General features: G+C 69.5%; 18 protein-coding genes. 8 read left to right on the forward strand and 10 right to left on the reverse strand.

Features of this window, described 5'->3' with window-relative positions:
* The first annotated feature begins 43 nt into the window (after positions 1-43).
* Both Q0W60_RS11530 and Q0W60_RS11535 read left to right on the forward strand, forming a co-directional pair.
* Positions 44-1,165: a sialidase family protein gene (locus Q0W60_RS11530; RefSeq protein WP_297695694.1), complete on the forward strand. Its 1,122-nt coding sequence runs from the start codon at positions 44-46 to the stop codon at positions 1,163-1,165.
* Positions 1,162-1,425 (forward strand): MoaD/ThiS family protein, encoded by a 264-nt coding sequence (locus tag Q0W60_RS11535; RefSeq protein WP_297695695.1) that lies wholly within the window; start codon positions 1,162-1,164, stop codon positions 1,423-1,425. Before Q0W60_RS11530 ends, Q0W60_RS11535 begins: the two co-directional genes overlap by 4 nt.
* Here the strand turns inward: Q0W60_RS11535 and serA are convergent.
* The 4 genes from serA to Q0W60_RS11555 all read right to left on the reverse strand — a co-directional run bounded on the left by serA (position 1,422) and on the right by Q0W60_RS11555 (position 5,292).
* Positions 1,422-2,996, reverse strand: coding sequence for a phosphoglycerate dehydrogenase (gene serA / locus Q0W60_RS11540; protein WP_297695697.1), 1,575 nt, complete (start codon positions 2,994-2,996; stop codon positions 1,422-1,424). The two genes, Q0W60_RS11535 and serA, sit on opposite strands and share 4 nt — an antisense overlap.
* 155 nt (positions 2,997-3,151) lie before the next feature.
* A complete protein-coding gene (locus tag Q0W60_RS11545; protein ID WP_297695699.1) occupies positions 3,152-4,336 on the reverse strand; it encodes a phosphoserine transaminase in 1,185 nt (394 codons plus the stop codon).
* A gap of 108 nt (positions 4,337-4,444) precedes the next feature.
* Positions 4,445-4,891, reverse strand: a complete 447-nt coding sequence (locus Q0W60_RS11550; RefSeq protein ID WP_297695700.1) for a hypothetical protein — start codon at positions 4,889-4,891, stop codon at positions 4,445-4,447.
* Between the two features lie 62 nt (positions 4,892-4,953).
* Positions 4,954-5,292, reverse strand: a complete 339-nt coding sequence (locus Q0W60_RS11555) for a hypothetical protein (protein WP_297695723.1) — start codon at positions 5,290-5,292, stop codon at positions 4,954-4,956.
* A gap of 242 nt (positions 5,293-5,534) precedes the next feature.
* On the opposite strand from Q0W60_RS11555, the gene Q0W60_RS11560 reads away from it, so the two are divergent.
* Positions 5,535-7,436 carry an ATP-binding protein gene (locus Q0W60_RS11560; protein WP_297695702.1) on the forward strand — a complete coding sequence of 634 codons (1,902 nt, stop codon included), beginning with the start codon at positions 5,535-5,537 and terminating at the stop codon, positions 7,434-7,436.
* 244 nt (positions 7,437-7,680) lie between these two features.
* Positions 7,681-7,980: a hypothetical protein gene (locus Q0W60_RS11565; RefSeq protein WP_297695703.1), complete on the forward strand. Its 300-nt coding sequence runs from the start codon at positions 7,681-7,683 to the stop codon at positions 7,978-7,980.
* Between the two features lie 50 nt (positions 7,981-8,030).
* Here the strand turns inward: Q0W60_RS11565 and Q0W60_RS11570 are convergent, their stop codons facing one another.
* The 4 genes from Q0W60_RS11570 to thiD form a co-directional block, all read right to left on the reverse strand.
* Positions 8,031-8,849: a PhzF family phenazine biosynthesis protein gene (locus Q0W60_RS11570; protein WP_297695705.1), complete on the reverse strand. Its 819-nt coding sequence runs from the start codon at positions 8,847-8,849 to the stop codon at positions 8,031-8,033.
* Positions 8,850-8,912: 63 nt separating this feature from the next.
* Complete coding sequence (locus Q0W60_RS11575; protein WP_297695725.1) at positions 8,913-9,431, reverse strand: nucleotidyltransferase family protein; 519 nt, start codon at positions 9,429-9,431, stop codon at positions 8,913-8,915.
* A 56-nt stretch (positions 9,432-9,487) separates the two neighbouring features.
* Positions 9,488-10,222, reverse strand: coding sequence for an MBL fold metallo-hydrolase (locus Q0W60_RS11580; protein ID WP_297695707.1), 735 nt, complete (start codon positions 10,220-10,222; stop codon positions 9,488-9,490).
* Positions 10,219-11,025 (reverse strand): bifunctional hydroxymethylpyrimidine kinase/phosphomethylpyrimidine kinase, encoded by an 807-nt coding sequence (gene thiD, locus Q0W60_RS11585; protein WP_297695709.1) that lies wholly within the window; start codon positions 11,023-11,025, stop codon positions 10,219-10,221. Before thiD ends, Q0W60_RS11580 begins: the two co-directional genes overlap by 4 nt.
* Positions 11,026-11,100: 75 nt before the next feature.
* Here thiD and Q0W60_RS11590 point away from each other — a divergent pair, with 75 nt between their 5' ends.
* From Q0W60_RS11590 to Q0W60_RS11605, 4 genes are all read left to right on the forward strand, one after another.
* Positions 11,101-11,403, forward strand: a complete 303-nt coding sequence (locus tag Q0W60_RS11590) for a metalloregulator ArsR/SmtB family transcription factor (protein ID WP_297695711.1) — start codon at positions 11,101-11,103, stop codon at positions 11,401-11,403.
* Positions 11,400-11,897, forward strand: coding sequence for an SRPBCC family protein (locus Q0W60_RS11595; protein WP_297695713.1), 498 nt, complete (start codon positions 11,400-11,402; stop codon positions 11,895-11,897). The genes Q0W60_RS11590 and Q0W60_RS11595 overlap by 4 nt, the downstream gene beginning before the upstream one ends.
* 103 nt (positions 11,898-12,000) lie before the next feature.
* On the forward strand, positions 12,001-12,894 hold the full coding sequence (locus Q0W60_RS11600) for an ATP-binding cassette domain-containing protein (RefSeq protein ID WP_297695715.1): 894 nt from the start codon (positions 12,001-12,003) through the stop codon (positions 12,892-12,894).
* Positions 12,891-14,381 (forward strand): ABC transporter permease, encoded by a 1,491-nt coding sequence (locus Q0W60_RS11605; protein ID WP_297695717.1) that lies wholly within the window; start codon positions 12,891-12,893, stop codon positions 14,379-14,381. Before Q0W60_RS11600 ends, Q0W60_RS11605 begins: the two co-directional genes overlap by 4 nt.
* Here the strand turns inward: Q0W60_RS11605 and folP are convergent.
* Positions 14,378-15,199, reverse strand: coding sequence for a dihydropteroate synthase (gene folP, locus Q0W60_RS11610; RefSeq protein WP_297695719.1), 822 nt, complete (start codon positions 15,197-15,199; stop codon positions 14,378-14,380). The two genes, Q0W60_RS11605 and folP, sit on opposite strands and share 4 nt — an antisense overlap.
* Before the next feature lie 72 nt (positions 15,200-15,271).
* Positions 15,272-16,479, reverse strand: a 1,208-nt coding sequence (gene ftsH, locus Q0W60_RS11615; RefSeq protein WP_297695721.1) for an ATP-dependent zinc metalloprotease FtsH, incomplete at its 5' end; no start/stop codon positions are given.

The following is a 16,479-nucleotide window of genomic DNA, read 5'->3' on the forward strand; positions in this document are numbered from 1 at the left end:
GATCGGCGTGGTATCAATCGTCCTCGGGTCGGGGAGGAAACCGATGACCGAGGCCATGCAACTTCTGATCGGGACGCGTAAAGGCGCCTGGATTTTCCGCAGCGATGCGGCGCGGGCGCGCTGGCGCATCGAGGGGCCCCTGTTCCTGGGCCAGATCATCAACCATTTCCGCGTCGATCCGCGCGACGGACGCACCATGCTGATGGCGGCGACGACCGGCCATCTCGGGCCGACGATCCTGCGCTCGACCGACGGTGGGAAGAGCTGGACGGAGGCGAAGCGGCCGCCGGCCTTCCCGAAGGGCGACAAGCTCGGCCGAGCGGTGAACCACAGCTTCTGGCTGGAGCCTGGGCACGCGGACGAGCCCGGCGTCTGGTGGGCGGGGACCTCGCCGCCCGGCCTGTTCCGCAGCGCCGACGGCGGCGAGAGCTGGGAGAGCGTCGCCGGCCTCAACGAGCACCCTATGGTGGCCGAATGGCTGCCGCCCGACGGCGGCACGCCGGACGGCGCCATCCTCAACCAGGTGGTCCTCGATCCGCGCGACGCGCGGCATATCTACCTCGCCACCTGTTCGGCGGGCGTGCTGGAGAGCCTGGACCAGGGCGGCTCCTGGACGCCGCTCAACAAGAACGTCCGCTGCGATTTCCTGCCCGATCCGTATCCGGAGTTCGGCCAGGACAGCCATTTCATCGCCCTCGCCCCCGCCGATCCCGACCGCCTCTGGCAGCAGAACCATTGCGGCATCTATCGGCTCGACCGGCCGGGCGAGGTCTGGGACCGGGTCGGCGAGGCCATGCCGAAGGAGGTGGGCGACATCGGCTTCACTGTCGTACCGCACGTGCGCGATCGCGAGAGCGCCTACGTCTTCCCGATGGACGGCACCGAGGTCTGGCCGCGCGTCTCGCCGGGCGGGCGGCCGGCGGTCTACCGCACCCGTGACGGCGGCGCGAGCTGGGAGCGCAAGGATAGCGGCTTCCCCGCCCAGCAGGGCTGGTTCACGGTCAAGCGTCAGGCGTTCTGCGGCGACGCCTGCGATCCGATGGGCCTCTACCTCGGCACCACCGGCGGAGAGGTCTGGATGAGCGACGACGAGGGCGAGAGTTTCCGGCAGGTCGCCGCCCACCTGCCGGAAATCTATTCGGTGACGGCCGCGCCGGCCCCATGATCCGCGTGCTCATCCCCTCGCAGCTCACCGCCTACACCGATGGCGTCACACGAGTCCCCGCGGCGGGCGCGACGGTGGACGAGGTGCTGAAGGACCTGGACGCCCGCTTTCCCGGCATCCGGTTCCGGGTGGTGGACGAGCAGGACCGCGTGCGCCGGCACATGCGGATTTTCGTGGGGCTGGAAGAGACCCGCGCCGTCAGCCGGCCGCTCAGCGACGGCGACGAACTGCTGATTTTCGGGGCTCTGTCGGGCGGCTAGAATCCCAGCGTCCGCGCCTCCTTCACGTGCGGCAGCTTGCGGATCTTCTCGACCAGCCCCTCGGTGGGGGCCTGGTCGACGCCGACCAGCGCGATGGCGTCCTCGCCGGCCGCCAGCCGGCCCAGGTTGAAGGTCGCGATGTTGACCTTGGCCTCGCCCAGCAACGCTCCGAGGTTGCCGATGAAGCCCGGCTTGTCCTCGTTGTTGACGTACAGCATGGTCGGCATGAACGGCGCGTCGAGCTCCATGCCCTTGACCTCCACCACCCGCGGCGCGCCGGCCAGCACTGAGCCGGCGAACGAGCGCTTGCCCTTCTCCGTGGTGATGGTGATGCGGATCAGGCTCTCGTAGATCGGGCTCTCGTCCTGCTTGGATTCCGAGACGGTGATGCCGCGCTCCTTGGCGACCGCCGGGGCGGAGACCATGTTCACCTCGGCCAGCATCGGGCGCATCACGCCGGCCAGGGCCGCCGCCGTCAGCGGGCGGGTGTTGAGCTTGGCCACCTCGCCCTCGTAGGCGATGTCGATCGCCTTGATGCCGAAGTCCACCATCTGGCCGGCGAACAGGCCGAGCTTGTCGGCGAGCGCCACGAACGGCTTCAGCCTGGGCGCCTCCTCGGCGGTGACCGAGGGACTGTTCAGCGCATTGCTGACCGCGCCGGTCAGCAGGTAGTCGCTCATCTGCTCGGCGACCTGCAGGGCGACGTTCTCCTGCGCCTCGACCGTCGAGGCTCCGAGGTGCGGCGTCGCGACGAAGTTCTCCGCCCCGAACAGCGGGTTGGACTTGGCGGGCTCCTCGACGAACACGTCGAAGGCCGCGCCGCCCACATGGCCGGAGTCGAGCAGCTTGCGGAGCGCCGCCTCGTCCACCAGGCCGCCGCGCGCGCAGTTGACGATCAGCACGCCCTTCTTGGTCTTGGCCAGGTTTTCCTCGGAGAGGATGTTGCGCGTCTTGTCGGTGAGCGGGGTGTGCAGGGTGATCACGTCGGCCCGTTTCAGGAGCTCGTCGAGCTCGACTTTCTCCACGCCGATCTCGATCGCCCGCTCCGGCGACAGGAACGGATCGTAGGCGACGACGTGCATCTTCAGGCCGTTCGCCCGGTCGGCGACGATCGATCCGATGTTGCCGGCCCCGATCAGCCCCAGCGTCTTGCCGTAGAGCTCGACGCCCATGAAGCGGTTCTTCTCCCATTTACCGGCCTGGGTGGAGACGTCGGCCTGCGGCAGCTGGCGGGCCAGCGCGAACATCATGGCGATGGCGTGCTCGGCGGTGGTGATCGAGTTGCCGAACGGGGTGTTCATGACCACGATCCCGGCGGCCGTGGCGGCGGGGATCTCGACGTTGTCCACGCCGATGCCGGCGCGGCCGATCACCTTGAGCCGCTTGGCGGCGGCGATGACGTCCTTGTCGGCCTTGGTGGCCGAGCGGACCGCCAGGCCGTCGTAGTCGCCGATGATCTTCAGGAGCTCGTCCTTCGAAAGGCCGGTCTTGACGTCGGCGTCGACGCCGCGCTGGCGGAAGATGTCGACGGCGGCGGGCGAAAGCTTGTCGGCGATGAGCACGCGGGGCATTTGGTTCTTCTCGTTCTTCCTGACCGTCGTGGCCGGGCTTGTTCCGATCACCCATGATCTCGGCGATGCAGGGGTGGTGTGTCCGGGAGCCGCGGCCAACGACGTCGATGGTTGTTCATGGGCGGCCGGGACAAGCCCGGCCATGATGTCGCAGGTTACGCGGGCGCGAGTTCGGCGGCGGTGGCGTGGAACGCCCAGTCGAGCCAGGGCGTGAGCGCCTCGAGGTCGGAGGCGTCCACCGTCGCGCCGCACCAGATCCGAAGCCCGGGCGGAGCGTCGCGGTAGCCGGCCACGTCGTAGGCGACGTCTTCCTTCTCCAGCGCCGCGGCGAGCTTCTTGGCGAAGTCGGCCTGGGCCTCCTCCGGCAGGGCGGTCACCCGCGGATCGATCACCTTCAGGCACACCGAGGTGTTGGAGCGGATCGACGGATCCTCCGCCAGGAACGAGATCCAAGGCGTCGCCTGCGCCCAGGCTTCCAGCACGCCGAGGTTCGCGTCGGCCCGGCGGCGGAGCTCGGCCAAACCGCCGATCGAGGCGGCCCAGCGCAGGGCGTCGAGATAGTCTTCGACGCAGAGCATGGAGGGCGTGTTGATCGTCGAGCCCTCGAAGATCTCGGCGTTCAGCTTGCCGGCCTTGGTGAGCCGGAAGAGCTTCGGCATCGGCCAGGGCGGCGCATGGCTCTCCAGCCGTTCCACCGCGCGCGGCCCGAGGATCAGCATGCCGTGGCCCGCTTCGCCGCCCAGCGCCTTCTGCCAGGAGAAGGTCGCCGCATCGAGCTTCGACCAGTCGAGATCCTGGGCGAAGGCCGCGCTGGTCGCGTCGCAGATGACCAGGCCTTCGCGGTCGGCGGCGATGAAGGCGGCGTCGGGCACGCGCACGCCCGAGGTCGTGCCGTTCCAGGTGAACACCAGGTCGGCGTCCTTGCGGACCCTAGCGAGGTCCGGCAGCTGGCCATAGGGCGCATCCAACACCTCGGCCTCGATTTTCAGCTGCTTGGTGACGTCGGTCACCCAGTCCTTGCCGAAGCTCTCGAAGGCCAGAAGCTGCACCGGGCGCGCGCCCAGCAGCGACCACAGGGCCATCTCCATGGCGCCGGTGTCGGAGCCCGGGACGATGCCGATCAGGAACTCGTCGGGAACCTGCAGCACGTCGCGCGTGCGTTCGATCGCCTCCTTGAGGCGCGCCTTGCCCAGCTTCGAGCGGTGCGACCGTCCGAGCACGGCGTTCTGGAGGTTCTCAGGAGCCCATCCGGGGCGCTTGGCGCAGGGGCCGGATGAAAATTCGGGGCGAGCCGGGCGCATGGCCGGCTTCGGAGGCGTGATCACAGCGATGTCTCCCATCCTTGCAGATGGGCGGCGTCCCGTTGGGAGGACGTGGCCCGCCGGCCAAGAACCCCCGTTCGTGCTGCAGTGCAAGAAAAAGATTCGGCGGCTGGCCCGACGGCGACCTTAGGGCGCAGGCGTCTCCAGAGTCCCCGCGGCGCGCCACCGATGCCGCCAGGCCACCATGGTGCCGATAATCAGACACCAGATGATCCCGCTCCAGTCGAAGTTGTTGATCGCAGCGTGGAGATAGTCGCGATCGGAGCGGTCGGTCACTAGGTAATAGGAGTGCAGCGAGAACTGGGCGGCGTAGAACAGCATAGCCCCACCCATCCAGAGCGCGCCGTAGCGCACCGTGATGGCGAGCAGGACAACCGCCGCCAGTCCGTCATTGCAGAGCCGGATCACCCCTTCGGCGTCGGGCGCAAGCCACTGGCCGACGTCGCCGATCAGCACGTTCGCGATCACCACGCCGGCGCCAAGGCGTTCGGCGATCCCGCCCTTCCAGAGGGCGAAGCCCGCGCCAAAGACGGAGAACAGGTCGATTAAGAGTCTGATCGACAGGCCAAACATGACATCGCGCCCCTAAAGCCATTTAGAGGCGCGATACCAGTTAAAGTTCTGCAACTATGAAGTCAGACCGCCTCGGCGACCGTGCGCTCGGAGTCGGTATCCGCCAGGAAGGTCGGCTTGTCTTGGCCGTTCATCTTCGTGCGGATGCCGAGACGCAGCTTGGCTTCGTTGAGTTCCTCGTGCACCGCGACCATCGCCGTGCGGGCTTCGCTGAGCGCCTTGAGGGCGTCCATGAGCTTCACCTGGCAGTCGTCGGCGAACACCAGAGACGCATTCACGTCCTGCCGCGCCTTGAGCATTTCGCTCATGAATTCAGAGGCTTCCACGAGAGCCGTGTCAACCGCCGCTTCCGTGGCGAACAGCTTCGCAGCCACCTTCTTCGCCACAAACACCTTTTCCATCACAGCCCCCATATTGCGGGTTAACGACAACAACGGGCGGACGGTAAATGAATGGTGAAGCCTTCCGCAACCGATTCATGGGTTGTTAACCATGATTCTCGCTCTCGGGGGTTGTGGTGTGGCGACGGCGCCACAGGAAAGCCCGGATTCGCGCCTCCGGGGAAACCCGCAACCGCTGGCGGTGAAGCGAACCGTTAGGAAAATCTCGCTACAGCGGGTCCCGTGCGTTCCAAGCGAAGGCGATGACCCGGCCCACTTCCTCCCGCGAACCGGCCCACGTGGCCACATTCCATGGCCGCGTGGCCCGTGTCGGCCTGGTGACGACGGTTGTCGTGCTGCTGGCGGCCTGCTGCACCTTCATGCTGCAGCAATGGGCGGTGGCCCGCACCCAGTCGCACAATGTCCACGTGTCGCTGGCGCAGGTGACGGCGGTGAACCTCGCGCAGGCCCTCGAACGGGGCGATCCAGCGGCGTACGGCGCCTCTTTGAACGCGCTCGCGGCGAGCCCGCGCGTGGTCGCGGCGCGGCTGGATGCGCCGAACGGCCGGAGCCTCGCCGGCTACCGCGCCGCCAAGCCGGTCCACGGCGAGCAGGAGGCCATCCAGACGGAGGTTCGCGACGGCGGCCGCGCGCTCGGGCGCGTGACGCTCGTGGTCGCCAAGCCCAGCCTTGCGCCGCTCCTGCCGCAGTTCATCGCGCTCACCGCCGTGCTGCTGTTCGGCGGCGTGGGCGTCGCCCTGTTCCTGGCCCGCAGCCTCGCCCACCGGGTGATCGCGCCGGTCCAACGGCTGTCGCAGGCGATGCACAATGTCGCCGCCGGCGGCAGCTTCGAGCCGGTGGAGGTCGCCGCGGCCGACGAGCTGTTCCGCAGCCTGACGAGCAGCTTCAACCACCTGCTCGGCAAGCTCGCCGAACGCGAGGCCGAGCTGAAGAGCGCCATGCACGACCTTGAGCTCGCTCGCGACGCCGCGAACGCGGCCAACGTGCTCAAAACCCAGTTCCTGGCCAACATGAGCCACGAGATCCGCACGCCTCTGAACGGCGTGCTCGCCATGGCCGAGGTGATGTCCATGGGCGAGCTCGCCGATGTGCAGCGCGACCGGCTGGATGTGATCCGCCAGTCGGGCGGGCTGCTTCTGGCGGTTCTGAACGACGTCCTCGACCTGTCGAAGATCGAAGCCGGCAAGCTCAGCCTGGTTATCGACGACTTCGACCTGGAGCCGGCGGTGACGGCCGCCGCCGACAATTTCCGCGTGCTGGCCCAGCAGAAGAACCTGGCGTTTTACTTCGAGGTCGCCGAGGACGCCCGCGGCTGGTGGCGCGGCGACTCCGACCGCCTGAAGCAGATCGTCGGCAACCTCCTCTCCAACGCCGTGAAGTTCACGCCGCACGGCTCGGTGCACGCCCGCATCGACATCAATCCGCAGACCGGCGCCTTGCGCGCGGTGGTCAGCGACACCGGCGTCGGCATCGCGGCGGAGAAGCTCCCGACTCTGTTCGAGAAGTTCACCCAGGCCGACAACTCGGCCACCCGCCGCTTCGGCGGCACGGGCCTCGGCCTCGCGATCTGCCGCGAGCTCACCCAGATGATGGGAGGGGTCATCGACGTGGAGAGCCGGGAGGGCGAGGGCTCGACCTTCACCGTCGAGCTGCCGCTGGCCCGCGGCGCGCCCGGCGAAGCCGCCGCAAAGGGCGCGGAGATGGGTCCCGACGACGGCGACCTTCGCTTGCTGGCGGCCGAGGACAACCCCACCAACCGCCAGGTGCTGGCCGCGGTGATGGACTCGCTCGGCATCGACATCGACATCGTCCCGGACGGCAATGAGGCGGTGGAGGCCTGGCGGCTCGGGGGCTACGACCTGATCCTGATGGACATCCAGATGCCGGTGATGGACGGCATCGCCGCCGCGCGCGAGATCCGCGAGCTGGAGGCCAAGGAGCATCGCCGCCGCATCCCGATCGTGGCGCTGACCGCCAATGCGCTCACCCACCAGATCGAGGAATACCTGGCGGCCGGCATGGACGGGCACGTCGCCAAACCCATCGAGATCGCCAAGCTGTACGAGGCGATCAGCGCGGCGCTCAACGCCGCCGCCACCGGTCAGGCGGGATACCCGTCCGCCGCGGCTGCGCGCGCGGGCTGAACCGCAAACAACGAGAGCCTCAGGCGGGCTTCAGCCGCGGGATGATGTCCTGCGCTGGCTGGGCTGCCCGCGCGCGCAATGGATGCGTGGTTTCGAGGAAACCATGTCGCCGAAAGAGAGTTTTCTGAGCGTGTCGGGGCAGAACCAAAGCAGAGGGACACCGAAGCAGAGGAACTGACCAATGACGAAATTTAAAATCCTGGCCGCCGCCGCCGCTTCTACGCTTGCGCTTGGCGGCGCGACGATGGCGACGACTGCTCAGGCCCAGCCCTATCACCATGGCTATTCTGACAGTCGGCTGAATACCTCGTACGTGAATCACCTGGGCTGGAAGATCGACCGCGCCCGCGAACAAGGCGTGATCTCCTGGCGCCAGGCGCGCGACCTGCACATGCAGCTGGCCCGCGTGCAGCCGCTGGCCTGGCGAGCCCAGACGGGCCAAGCCCGGCCGTGGGAGGTCCGTAGGCTCGAGCACGTCGTCAACCGGATCGACAGCCTGACCCAGGGCTACGCCTACAACATGCGCCGGCCCTACTATCGCTGATCGGCATGACTCCGATGCGAGCGCCCCCGGAACGATCCGGGGGCGTCTTGCTATGCCGCGGGGCTGCGCAGCCGCGACTCCAGAACCGTCACCGCCGCCCCCGACAGACGCGCGCGCTCGCCCGCCACCTCGCAGTCCAGATCCCCGCCGCGCCCCGGATAGGCCTGATGGAAGCGAAGCCGCGCACGGCCGAGCTTGGCGGCGTAGAGCGGGGCCAGGAGGCAGTGCAGGGAGCCTGTCGCCGGATCCTCCGGCACGCCTGAGCCGGGCGCGAAGAAGCGGTCCGCCACGTCGTACGGCCGGCCGGGATCGGCGAGCGCCGCCACCCCGACATTGCCGCGCTGCGTGGCGGCGCTTGCGACAGCGTTGAGGCGAGGGATGTCGGGAGAGAGAGCGCGGACCGCGGCCTCGTCCTTCAGCACCACCACCAGGTATTGCGCCGCCCAGACTTCTTCCGGGGCCGCCCCGAGCGCCTCGGCCAGGCCCGGGGGCGCATCGATGCGCTGCGGCATGGTCGCGGGGAAATCCATCTCGTAGGCCGGGCCTGCCGGGCGCACCCGCAGCGGGCCGGAGCGCGTGTCGAAGATCACCTCCTCGGCGCTCAGTCCCAATTCTGCGAACAGCACATGGGTCGCGGCCAGCGTGGCGTGCCCGCAGAGCGGCACCTCGAGGGTCGGCGTGAACCAGCGCAGGTCGAAGCGCGCCGGATCGGCGGTGTTGCGCAGGAAGGCCGTCTCGGCCTGATTGTTCTCTGCAGCCAGCGCCTGCATCCAGCCGTCGGCCGGCCAGTCCGCCATTGGCTCGAGCACGCAGGCCGGATTGCCCATGAAGGGCCCGCTGGCGAAAGCGTCGACGGTCCACTGGCGCATGGCGGCCCTCCCTCTGTGGGCGACGGGGGTCTACATAGCGGCTGATTGTAGTTAGCCAAGTGGCTAATTGACTACAGTGAGCTCCGGCCAGCGTGCGACGGCGGAGGCCGCGATGCGGGAAAAGCCGCGCACCTCCGGCCGCATGGGGTTCGGCCGCAGCCTGAGCGCGAAGAGGTCCTGCAGGCCGAAGGGGGCGGCGATGGTCAGCCGATCGTCCGCCTCCAGCCGCACGCCGACCGCGAACAGCGGGCTCACGAAGCGGCCGAGCGCCTCGGCCGTGCAGCTCAGCGGCGCGTAGGACTCGCCGAACTTGCCTTCGAACCAGAGGTGCACGCGCGCCTGGTTCCTGACCTCGACGAGATCCTTCAGGGGTGGGGCGAAGGCCTCGGCCACCCGACGGATAACCGCGTCCTCGGCCTCGTAGGAGACGTCGGCCGCATCGAAATAGCCGAGGTCGTAGTCCTTGAGCCCATAGTCCGAGTGGCGGCCGGTCAGGTGGTTGAGCACCGGTTGGTAGACCGCCCCGGAGAACACCAGCCAGTCCGAAAGCTCGAGCTCGCGGGCGGTGGCCAGCACCTGCATCAGGCCGGGTGCGGCGCGTACGATCGCCTCCAGCCGGCCGGCCAGCGCCGCCTCGCTCAAAATGCGATCTCCAAGTCGTCGTGCGCCTTCACGGTGCCTTCCGGCGCAGACTGCGCCAGCATCTCATCGCCCATGTGGGTGAGCACGGTCCGCTTGGCGCCGATCTCGGCCAAGTGGGCGAGCAGGTCGTCGACATCCATGTGGCCGCTCACCTTGCGGCCGCGGAACGAAGCTTCACAGATGAACAGGTCCGCCCCGCGGGCCGCGGCGATCAGCGCCTCGGTCCAGGCGGTGTCGCCCGAATAGGCGAGGATGCGTCCCTCCGACTCGAGACGCAGCGCATTCGAGGGCGTGCCGCTGAAATGGTCCATGGCCACGGGCGTGACGGCGACGCCCGCCACCTCCCGCCGCTCGCCGGCCGGCAGCTCCACGAGGTTGAGCTCGAACTTCGGCCGGGTTTCCGACGACCTGGGGAACAGCGCCTCCTGCAGCTCACGCAGCCTCGCCGGCAGGCCCTCCGGCCCGGCGATGGTGAGCGGCGCCCGCCGCCGGCTCATGAACTGCGCATCGAGCAGGAAGAACGGCAGGCCTCCGAAGTGGTCGCCGTGCAGGTGGCTGAGGAAAATGGCCCCGATGGCGTTCGGGTCCACGCCCGAGCGCCGCAGCGCGATCAGCGAGGAGGCGCCGCAGTCGACCAGGAACTGGCCGGTCGCGCCCTCCACATGGAAGCAGGTGTTGAAGCGCCCGCCCGAGCCGAAGGCGTCGCCGCAGCCGAGGAATGTGAGCTTCATCGGCCCTTCTCCTGCCGCAAGGGCCAGCCGTGATCCAGCGGCCCGCAGCCGGCCCCGAACCCGGGCGCGCGGGCGATCGCCTCCTGCACGTAGGCCCAGGCGCGCGCCGCGGCGATCTCAAGGCTCATCCCCTGCGCCAGGCCCGTCGCGCAGGCCGAGGCGAGCGTGCAGCCGGTGCCATGCGTGTGCCGGCTGTCGATCCGCGCCGTCTCGAAGGTGGTCTCGCCGTAGGGGGTCACCAGGAGGTCGATCACCCGCTCGCCCGGCAGATGGCCGCCCTTCATCAAGACCGCCCCGGCGCCCGCCTGCAGCAGCGCCTCCCCGGCGCGGCGCAGGTCGTCCGCGCTTGCCACGGCCAGACTGGTCAGCGCCGCCGCCTCCGGAGCGTTGGGGGTGAGCAGCGCCGCGCGCGGGACCAGCAGGCGCAGCACCGCGTCCAGCGCCTCCTCGGCGAGCAGCCGCGCCCCGCCCTTGGCGACCATCACCGGATCGATCACCGCCGGCCGCGCCGCCTCGTCCAGCAGCATCGCCGCCAGCTCGACGATCTCGACCTCGCCAAGCATGCCGGTCTTGATCACGTCGGCGCCGATGTCGGCGAGGACGGCGCGGGCTTGCGCGGCGACCAACTCGGCCGGCAGCGGGTAGGCGGCTTCGACGCCCAGCGTGTTCTGCACCGTGATGGCGGTGATCGCCGTCGCCGCATAGCCGCCGAGCGCCGTCACCGTCTTGATATCGGCCTGGACGCCTGCGCCGCCGCCGGAATCCGAGCCGGCGATGATCAGCACTCGTCCGAGGGGCCGCATGCCGCTGGCCTAGCCGGTTTGCGTTCGCCATGCACATTGCTTCACAGTTATATAACCAACTGGCAATCTTATGCCATGAACTCGTTCGAAGCTGTCGCCGAACCCAACCGCCGACGCATCCTCGACCTGCTGCGGGACGGCGAGCGGCCGGCCGGCGAGATCGTCGAGGCGCTGGCGATCAGCCAGCCGGGCGTCTCCAAGCACCTGCGGCTCTTGCGCGAGGCGGGGCTGGTGAGCGCCCGCGCCGACGGACAGCGCCGCCTCTACCGCCTCGACCCGCAGGGCCTAGCCGAGCTGGAGGCCTGGCTCGCCCCCTACCGGCGGTTCTGGGCCGACCGACTGGCCGCCTTGGAACATCACCTGGAGAAGGAACAATGATCGACGACCGCCTGGGCGAAATCCGCCGGACCGACGACGGCTGCGATCTGATCTTCGAGCGCCGTCTCTCCCAGCCCATCGAGACGGTGTGGGCCGCGCTCACCGTCCCCGAGCGCATTTCCGAGTGGCTGCTGACCAAGACGGAGGTGGACCTGCGCGTCGGCGGCCGGTTCGCCCTCGAATGGGTGGACGAGGCCTATAGCATGGAAGGAGTCATCACGGAGCTGGATCCACCGCGCCTGATCGCCTGGACCTGGCCTCATGCGCAGCATCCGAACTCCGTCGTCAGATGGGAGCTCACCGCGGAAGCCTCCGGCTGCCGCCTCGTTCTGACCCAAACCGACATGCGCCCGCCCCATCTGATCAGCGTCTCGGCGGGCTGGCACGCCTACCTGGAATGCCTGCCGGGCGCGGCCGCCCCGGAGATCACCCGTTGCACCGCCGAGCGGGAGCGCGAGCTCAGGGCGCGGTACGAGCCGCTCGTCCCGGCCTGAGCTCGCCGCGGCCGGTCCGGGTTGACGGCGGTCAGGCTTGAGGCGAGCCTCCATACCTGATCTTCGGGAGGCGCGGCTGCCAGTCCTTGCATTCGACGGCGTCGTGAAGCGGTTCGGCGGCTTCACGGCGGTGGACGATCTCAGCTTCGAGGTCCCGGAGGGCGGAATCTTCGGATTCCTCGGCGCCAACGGCGCTGGCAAGACCACCAGCCTGCGGATGGCCCTGGACATCCTGCGGCCCACCTCGGGCGCCATCTCCGTCCTCGATCGCGCCCCCGGGCTCAAGGGATCCGGCGAGATCGGCTTCCTGCCGGAGGAGCGCGGCCTCTACCGCCAGCTCACCGCCGTGGAGACGGTGACCTACTTCGGCCGGCTGAAGGGGATGGCGCTGGCCCCCGCCCGAAGCGCCGCGCGGGCGCTGATCGACCGCTTCGGCCTGACGGCCTTCGCCGACGAGACGGTGGAGAAGCTCTCGAAAGGCATGGCCCAGAAGGTGCAGCTCGCCGCCGCCCTGGTGACCGAGCCCAGGCTGCTGATCCTCGACGAGCCGTTCGCCGGGCTCGATCCGGTCAACCAGGCGATGCTCGAGGAGGTGGTGCTGGAGCGCGCCCGCTCGGGCGCGACGATCGTCTTCTCGACTCACGTCATGCAGCACGCCGAGCGCCTGTGCGACCGGCTGATCCTCATCGCGCGCGGGCGCAAGGTTTTCCAGGGCGACCAGGCGCAGGCGCGCGCGCAGCTGCCCACCCGGCTTACAATCACGGCGCAGAAGGCGCCGCGCGGCCTGCCCGGCGTCGCCGAGGTCCGGTCGCTGGGACCCGCGGGCGAAGGCTGGACCGACTACGAGCTGGCGCTCGCGCCGGGCGCCAGCGCGGCGGACCTCCTGCAGGCCTGCACCAGCGACGGCTTCCCGCTCCGGCGCTTCGAGACCCGGCAGGCGAGCCTGCACGAAGTGTTCCTGCACGTCGTCGGCGAGGCGGAGGCGGAGCCCCAATGAACCCCCTGCTCCTGGTCGCGACCCGAGAGTTCCGCCAGATCATCGCCACCCGCAGCTTCTGGATCACCTTGCTGATCCTGCCCGCCGCCCTGATCGCCACCCAATTCGCGGCCCGGTTCATCGCCAAGCCGGTGGGCAGCGCCTACGTTCTGGTCGACGAGAGCGGCCGCTACGCCCCCGCGATCGAGCAGCGCCTGCAGTTGATCCACGATCGCCAGGTGCTGACCGAGCTCGCCGCCTACGCCGCTCGCTGGGGAATCCGTCCCCAGGGCGCCTGGGCCGCCGGCTCGCACGGGGTCTCCGAGGCGGAGATCGCCGGCTTCGAGGCGACCGGCGGCGTCGCGGGCGCCGAGGCTCAGATCGGCCGCGTGAAGCCGAAGGACGCGCCGGACTTTCGTCCCTCCCCGCCCGAGTTCATCGCGCTGCCGCCGCCTGCGGGCGTCATCACCGATCAAGGCCCGGCGCGGTTCGGCGCCACCCTGGCGCCGCACCAGAAGGGCGAGGTCGCGACCGCCTTCGGGTCGCGGCCGCTGACGCTCGGCGTCTACATCCCCGCCGACCTCGGCGGCGCGGGCGGCCCGATCCGCATGTTCACCAACGGGCGCGCCGACGCCGAGCTGATCGAACAGGTGCGCGGCGCCGTCAGTCAGGTGCTGCGCGTCCAGTCGCTGCGGGCCTCCGGCATCGATCTCGCCGCGCTCGCCAAGGCGGAATCGGTGAGCGCGCCCATCTCGGTCAGCGCGCCGCCGGGCGGCTCGGGCCGCGACAGCCTCGCGCTTCGTTCGGCGCTCCCGCTGGCGATCGCCTACGTGCTGATGATCGCCATCGTCATCTCGGGCGCCTGGCTGCTGCAAAGCCTGCTGGAGGAGCGGTCAAACAAGCTGCTGGAAGCGGTGCTCGCCTGCGTCACGCCGGAGGACCTCTTGTTCGGCAAGCTGCTTGGGGTGTTCGGCGTCACCATCCTGATGGTCGCCGTCTGGACGGCCGGCGCGGCGGTCGCGGCCTTCGCCTTCCACGGCGTCATCGCCCAGATGGTCAAGCCGGCGCTGGGCCTTCTCTCGTCGCCATGGATCCCATTCGCCATCGCCTACTATTTCCTGGCCGGCTACCTCTGCATGGCGATGCTCTACCTGGCCGTGGGCTCGGTCTCCGAGAACATGCGCGACGCGCAGGGCTACCTGACGCCGATGATCGTGGGCATCACCCTGCCCTTCGTGCTGGTCGTGAACGCGGTGCTCAGGAACCCGGACGGCCTTCTGCCGCGGGTGCTGTCCTGGATCCCATTCTACTCGCCGTTCGCCATGCTCGCCCGGCTGGGCAGCGGCGTCTCGCCCTGGGAAGTCGCCGGATCGGGCGCCGTGCTGGCGGCGTTCGTGGCCCTGGAGATGGTGGCGATCGGCCGGCTGTTCCGCGCGAACCTGCTGCGCGCCGGCCAGGGGATGCGGCTGAGAGACCTGCCCCGCCTCCTGCGGCCGCAGAGCGCCTAGGTCCGGGCGGCCGCGATGGCCCCCCACACCCTCAGCGCCTGCACGGTCGCCGCAACGTCGTGGACCCGCACCGCCGCGACGCCGGCCGCCGCCCCCCAGAGCGCGCCGGCGATGGAGCCGCCGAGCCGCCGGTCCGCAGTCACGCCGCCGCCGTCCAGCGCCGAGATGAAGCTCTTGCGGCTGACGCCCAGCAGCACCGGGAAGCCCAGGGCGGTGATGCGCTCCAGCCCCGCGAGCAGCGGCAGATTGTGCCGCGTCATGTGCTTGCCGAACCCGATGCCGGGATCCAGCCAGATGCGCGCCGGGTCCACGCCCGCCGCGATCGCCGCCTCGGCGCGCCGGGCGAGGAAGGCCCCCACTTGGGCGACCACATCGTCGTAGCGCGGCGCCTTCTGCATCGTGCCGGGCTCGCCCTGCATGTGCATCAGCACCACCTCGCAGCCGAGCTCGGCGGCGAGCGGCAGGCTCTCCGGCGCATGCCGCAGGGCGGTCACGTCGTTCCACAGGCTGGCGCCGGCCGCGATGGCCGCGCGCGCGACGGCCGGCTTCATGGTGTCGACGGAGATCGGAATCGCGCTCTCGGCGCGCACCGCCTCGATGACCGGGACGACCCGGGCGGCCTCCTCGGCCTCGGAGACCGGGCCCGCGCCGGGACGCGTGGACTCGCCGCCGACGTCGAGCAGGTCGGCGCCTTCGGCGATCAGCCGCCGGGCGTGGGCGACTGCGGCCGCCGGATCCAGGTGGCGGCCCGCGTCCGAGAAGCTGTCGGGCGTGACGTTGACCACGCCCATCACCTTGACCGCTCGTGCTGCCGCCATCTCCACCCTCGGGTCCTGCGGGCGAGGTATAGCCCAGCCCACGAAAAAGGCGGCCGCCTAGCCTCCGGCCGCTCAGGCCGGCTCGGGGCCCGGCTGCGGTGAGATCGGCACGGCCACCGAAGGCCCCACCGGGCGCGACGCCTCGGCGTCTTCGCGCACGGGCTTCACGCCCTTCAGCACGTTGATGATCTCCTCGGGGTTGAGGGTCTCGTACTCCAGGAGCGCCGCGGCGATGATGTGCAGGTCCTCGATCTTCCCGGTCAGGATCCGCCGGGCTTCGTCCTCGCCGGCCTTCACCAGGCGCTTCACCTCTTCGTCGATGATCTTGGCGGTGGCCTCCGAGACGTTCTGGTTGCGCGCCACCGAGTGGCCAAGGAACACCTCCTCCTGGTTCTCGCCGTACTCCACGGCCCCGAGCTTGTCGGAGAAGCCCCACTTGGTGACCATCGCGCGGGCCAGCTTGGTGGCCTGCGAGATGTCGTTGCTGGCTCCGGAGGTGACCTTCTCCTTGCCGAAGATCAGCTCCTCGGCGATGCGCCCGCCGAACAGGATGGCCAGGCGCGAGGCCATCTGTTCGTAGCTCATGGAATACTTGTCGCGCTCGGGCAGCTGCATGGTGACGCCAAGCGCCCGGCCGCGCGGGATGATCGTCACCTTGTGCAGCGGGTCGGTGGAGGGAACGTTCAGCACCACCAGGGCGTGGCCGCCCTCGTGGTAGGCGGTGAGCTTCTTCTCCTCCTCGGTCATCACCATGGAGCGGCGCTCGGCGCCCATCATCACCTTGTCCTTGGCGTCCTCGAAGTCGCGCTGGGTGACCATCCGGCGGTTCTTGCGCGCCGCCATCAGGGCCGCTTCGTTGACCAGGTTGGAGAGGTCCGCGCCCGAGAAGCCCGGGGTGCCGCGGGCGATCACCTTGACGTCGACGTCGGCGGCGAGCGGAACGTTCCTCATGTGCACGCGCAGGATTCGCTCGCGGCCGTTGATGTCGGGGTTCGGCACCACGACCTGGCGGTCGAACCGCCCGGGGCGCAGCAGCGCCGGGTCCAGCACGTCCGGCCGGTTGGTGGCGGCGATCAGGATGATGCCTTCATTGGCCTCGAAGCCGTCCATCTCGACCAGCAGCTGGTTCAGCGTCTGCTCGCGCTCGTCGTTGCCGCCGCCCAGGCCGGCGCCACGGTGACGACCGACGGCGTCGATCTCGTCGATGAAGATGATGCAGGGCGCATTCTTCTTGGCCTGTTCGAACATGTCGCGCACGCGGCTCGCGCCGACGCCCACGA

Origin of the sequence: Phenylobacterium sp., from assembly GCF_025934275.1 — a bacterium.
GTDB lineage: Bacteria > Pseudomonadota > Alphaproteobacteria > Caulobacterales > Caulobacteraceae > Phenylobacterium.

Coding starts and splice junctions, on each gene's coding strand:
- Q0W60_RS11530 (WP_297695694.1), top strand. CDS start 44: ATGACCGAGGCCATGCAACTTCTGATCGGGACGCGTAAAGGCGCCTGG.
- Q0W60_RS11535 (WP_297695695.1), top strand. CDS start 1,162: ATGATCCGCGTGCTCATCCCCTCGCAGCTCACCGCCTACACCGATGGC.
- serA (WP_297695697.1), bottom strand. CDS start 2,996: ATGCCCCGCGTGCTCATCGCCGACAAGCTTTCGCCCGCCGCCGTCGAC.
- Q0W60_RS11545 (WP_297695699.1), bottom strand. CDS start 4,336: ATGGGAGACATCGCTGTGATCACGCCTCCGAAGCCGGCCATGCGCCCG.
- Q0W60_RS11550 (WP_297695700.1), bottom strand. CDS start 4,891: ATGTTTGGCCTGTCGATCAGACTCTTAATCGACCTGTTCTCCGTCTTT.
- Q0W60_RS11555 (WP_297695723.1), bottom strand. CDS start 5,292: ATGGAAAAGGTGTTTGTGGCGAAGAAGGTGGCTGCGAAGCTGTTCGCC.
- Q0W60_RS11560 (WP_297695702.1), top strand. CDS start 5,535: ATGACCCGGCCCACTTCCTCCCGCGAACCGGCCCACGTGGCCACATTC.
- Q0W60_RS11565 (WP_297695703.1), top strand. CDS start 7,681: ATGGCGACGACTGCTCAGGCCCAGCCCTATCACCATGGCTATTCTGAC.
- Q0W60_RS11570 (WP_297695705.1), bottom strand. CDS start 8,849: ATGCGCCAGTGGACCGTCGACGCTTTCGCCAGCGGGCCCTTCATGGGC.
- Q0W60_RS11575 (WP_297695725.1), bottom strand. CDS start 9,431: ATGCAGGTGCTGGCCACCGCCCGCGAGCTCGAGCTTTCGGACTGGCTG.
- Q0W60_RS11580 (WP_297695707.1), bottom strand. CDS start 10,222: ATGAAGCTCACATTCCTCGGCTGCGGCGACGCCTTCGGCTCGGGCGGG.
- thiD (WP_297695709.1), bottom strand. CDS start 11,025: ATGCGGCCCCTCGGACGAGTGCTGATCATCGCCGGCTCGGATTCCGGC.
- Q0W60_RS11590 (WP_297695711.1), top strand. CDS start 11,101: ATGAACTCGTTCGAAGCTGTCGCCGAACCCAACCGCCGACGCATCCTC.
- Q0W60_RS11595 (WP_297695713.1), top strand. CDS start 11,400: ATGATCGACGACCGCCTGGGCGAAATCCGCCGGACCGACGACGGCTGC.
- Q0W60_RS11605 (WP_297695717.1), top strand. CDS start 12,891: ATGAACCCCCTGCTCCTGGTCGCGACCCGAGAGTTCCGCCAGATCATC.
- folP (WP_297695719.1), bottom strand. CDS start 15,199: ATGGCGGCAGCACGAGCGGTCAAGGTGATGGGCGTGGTCAACGTCACG.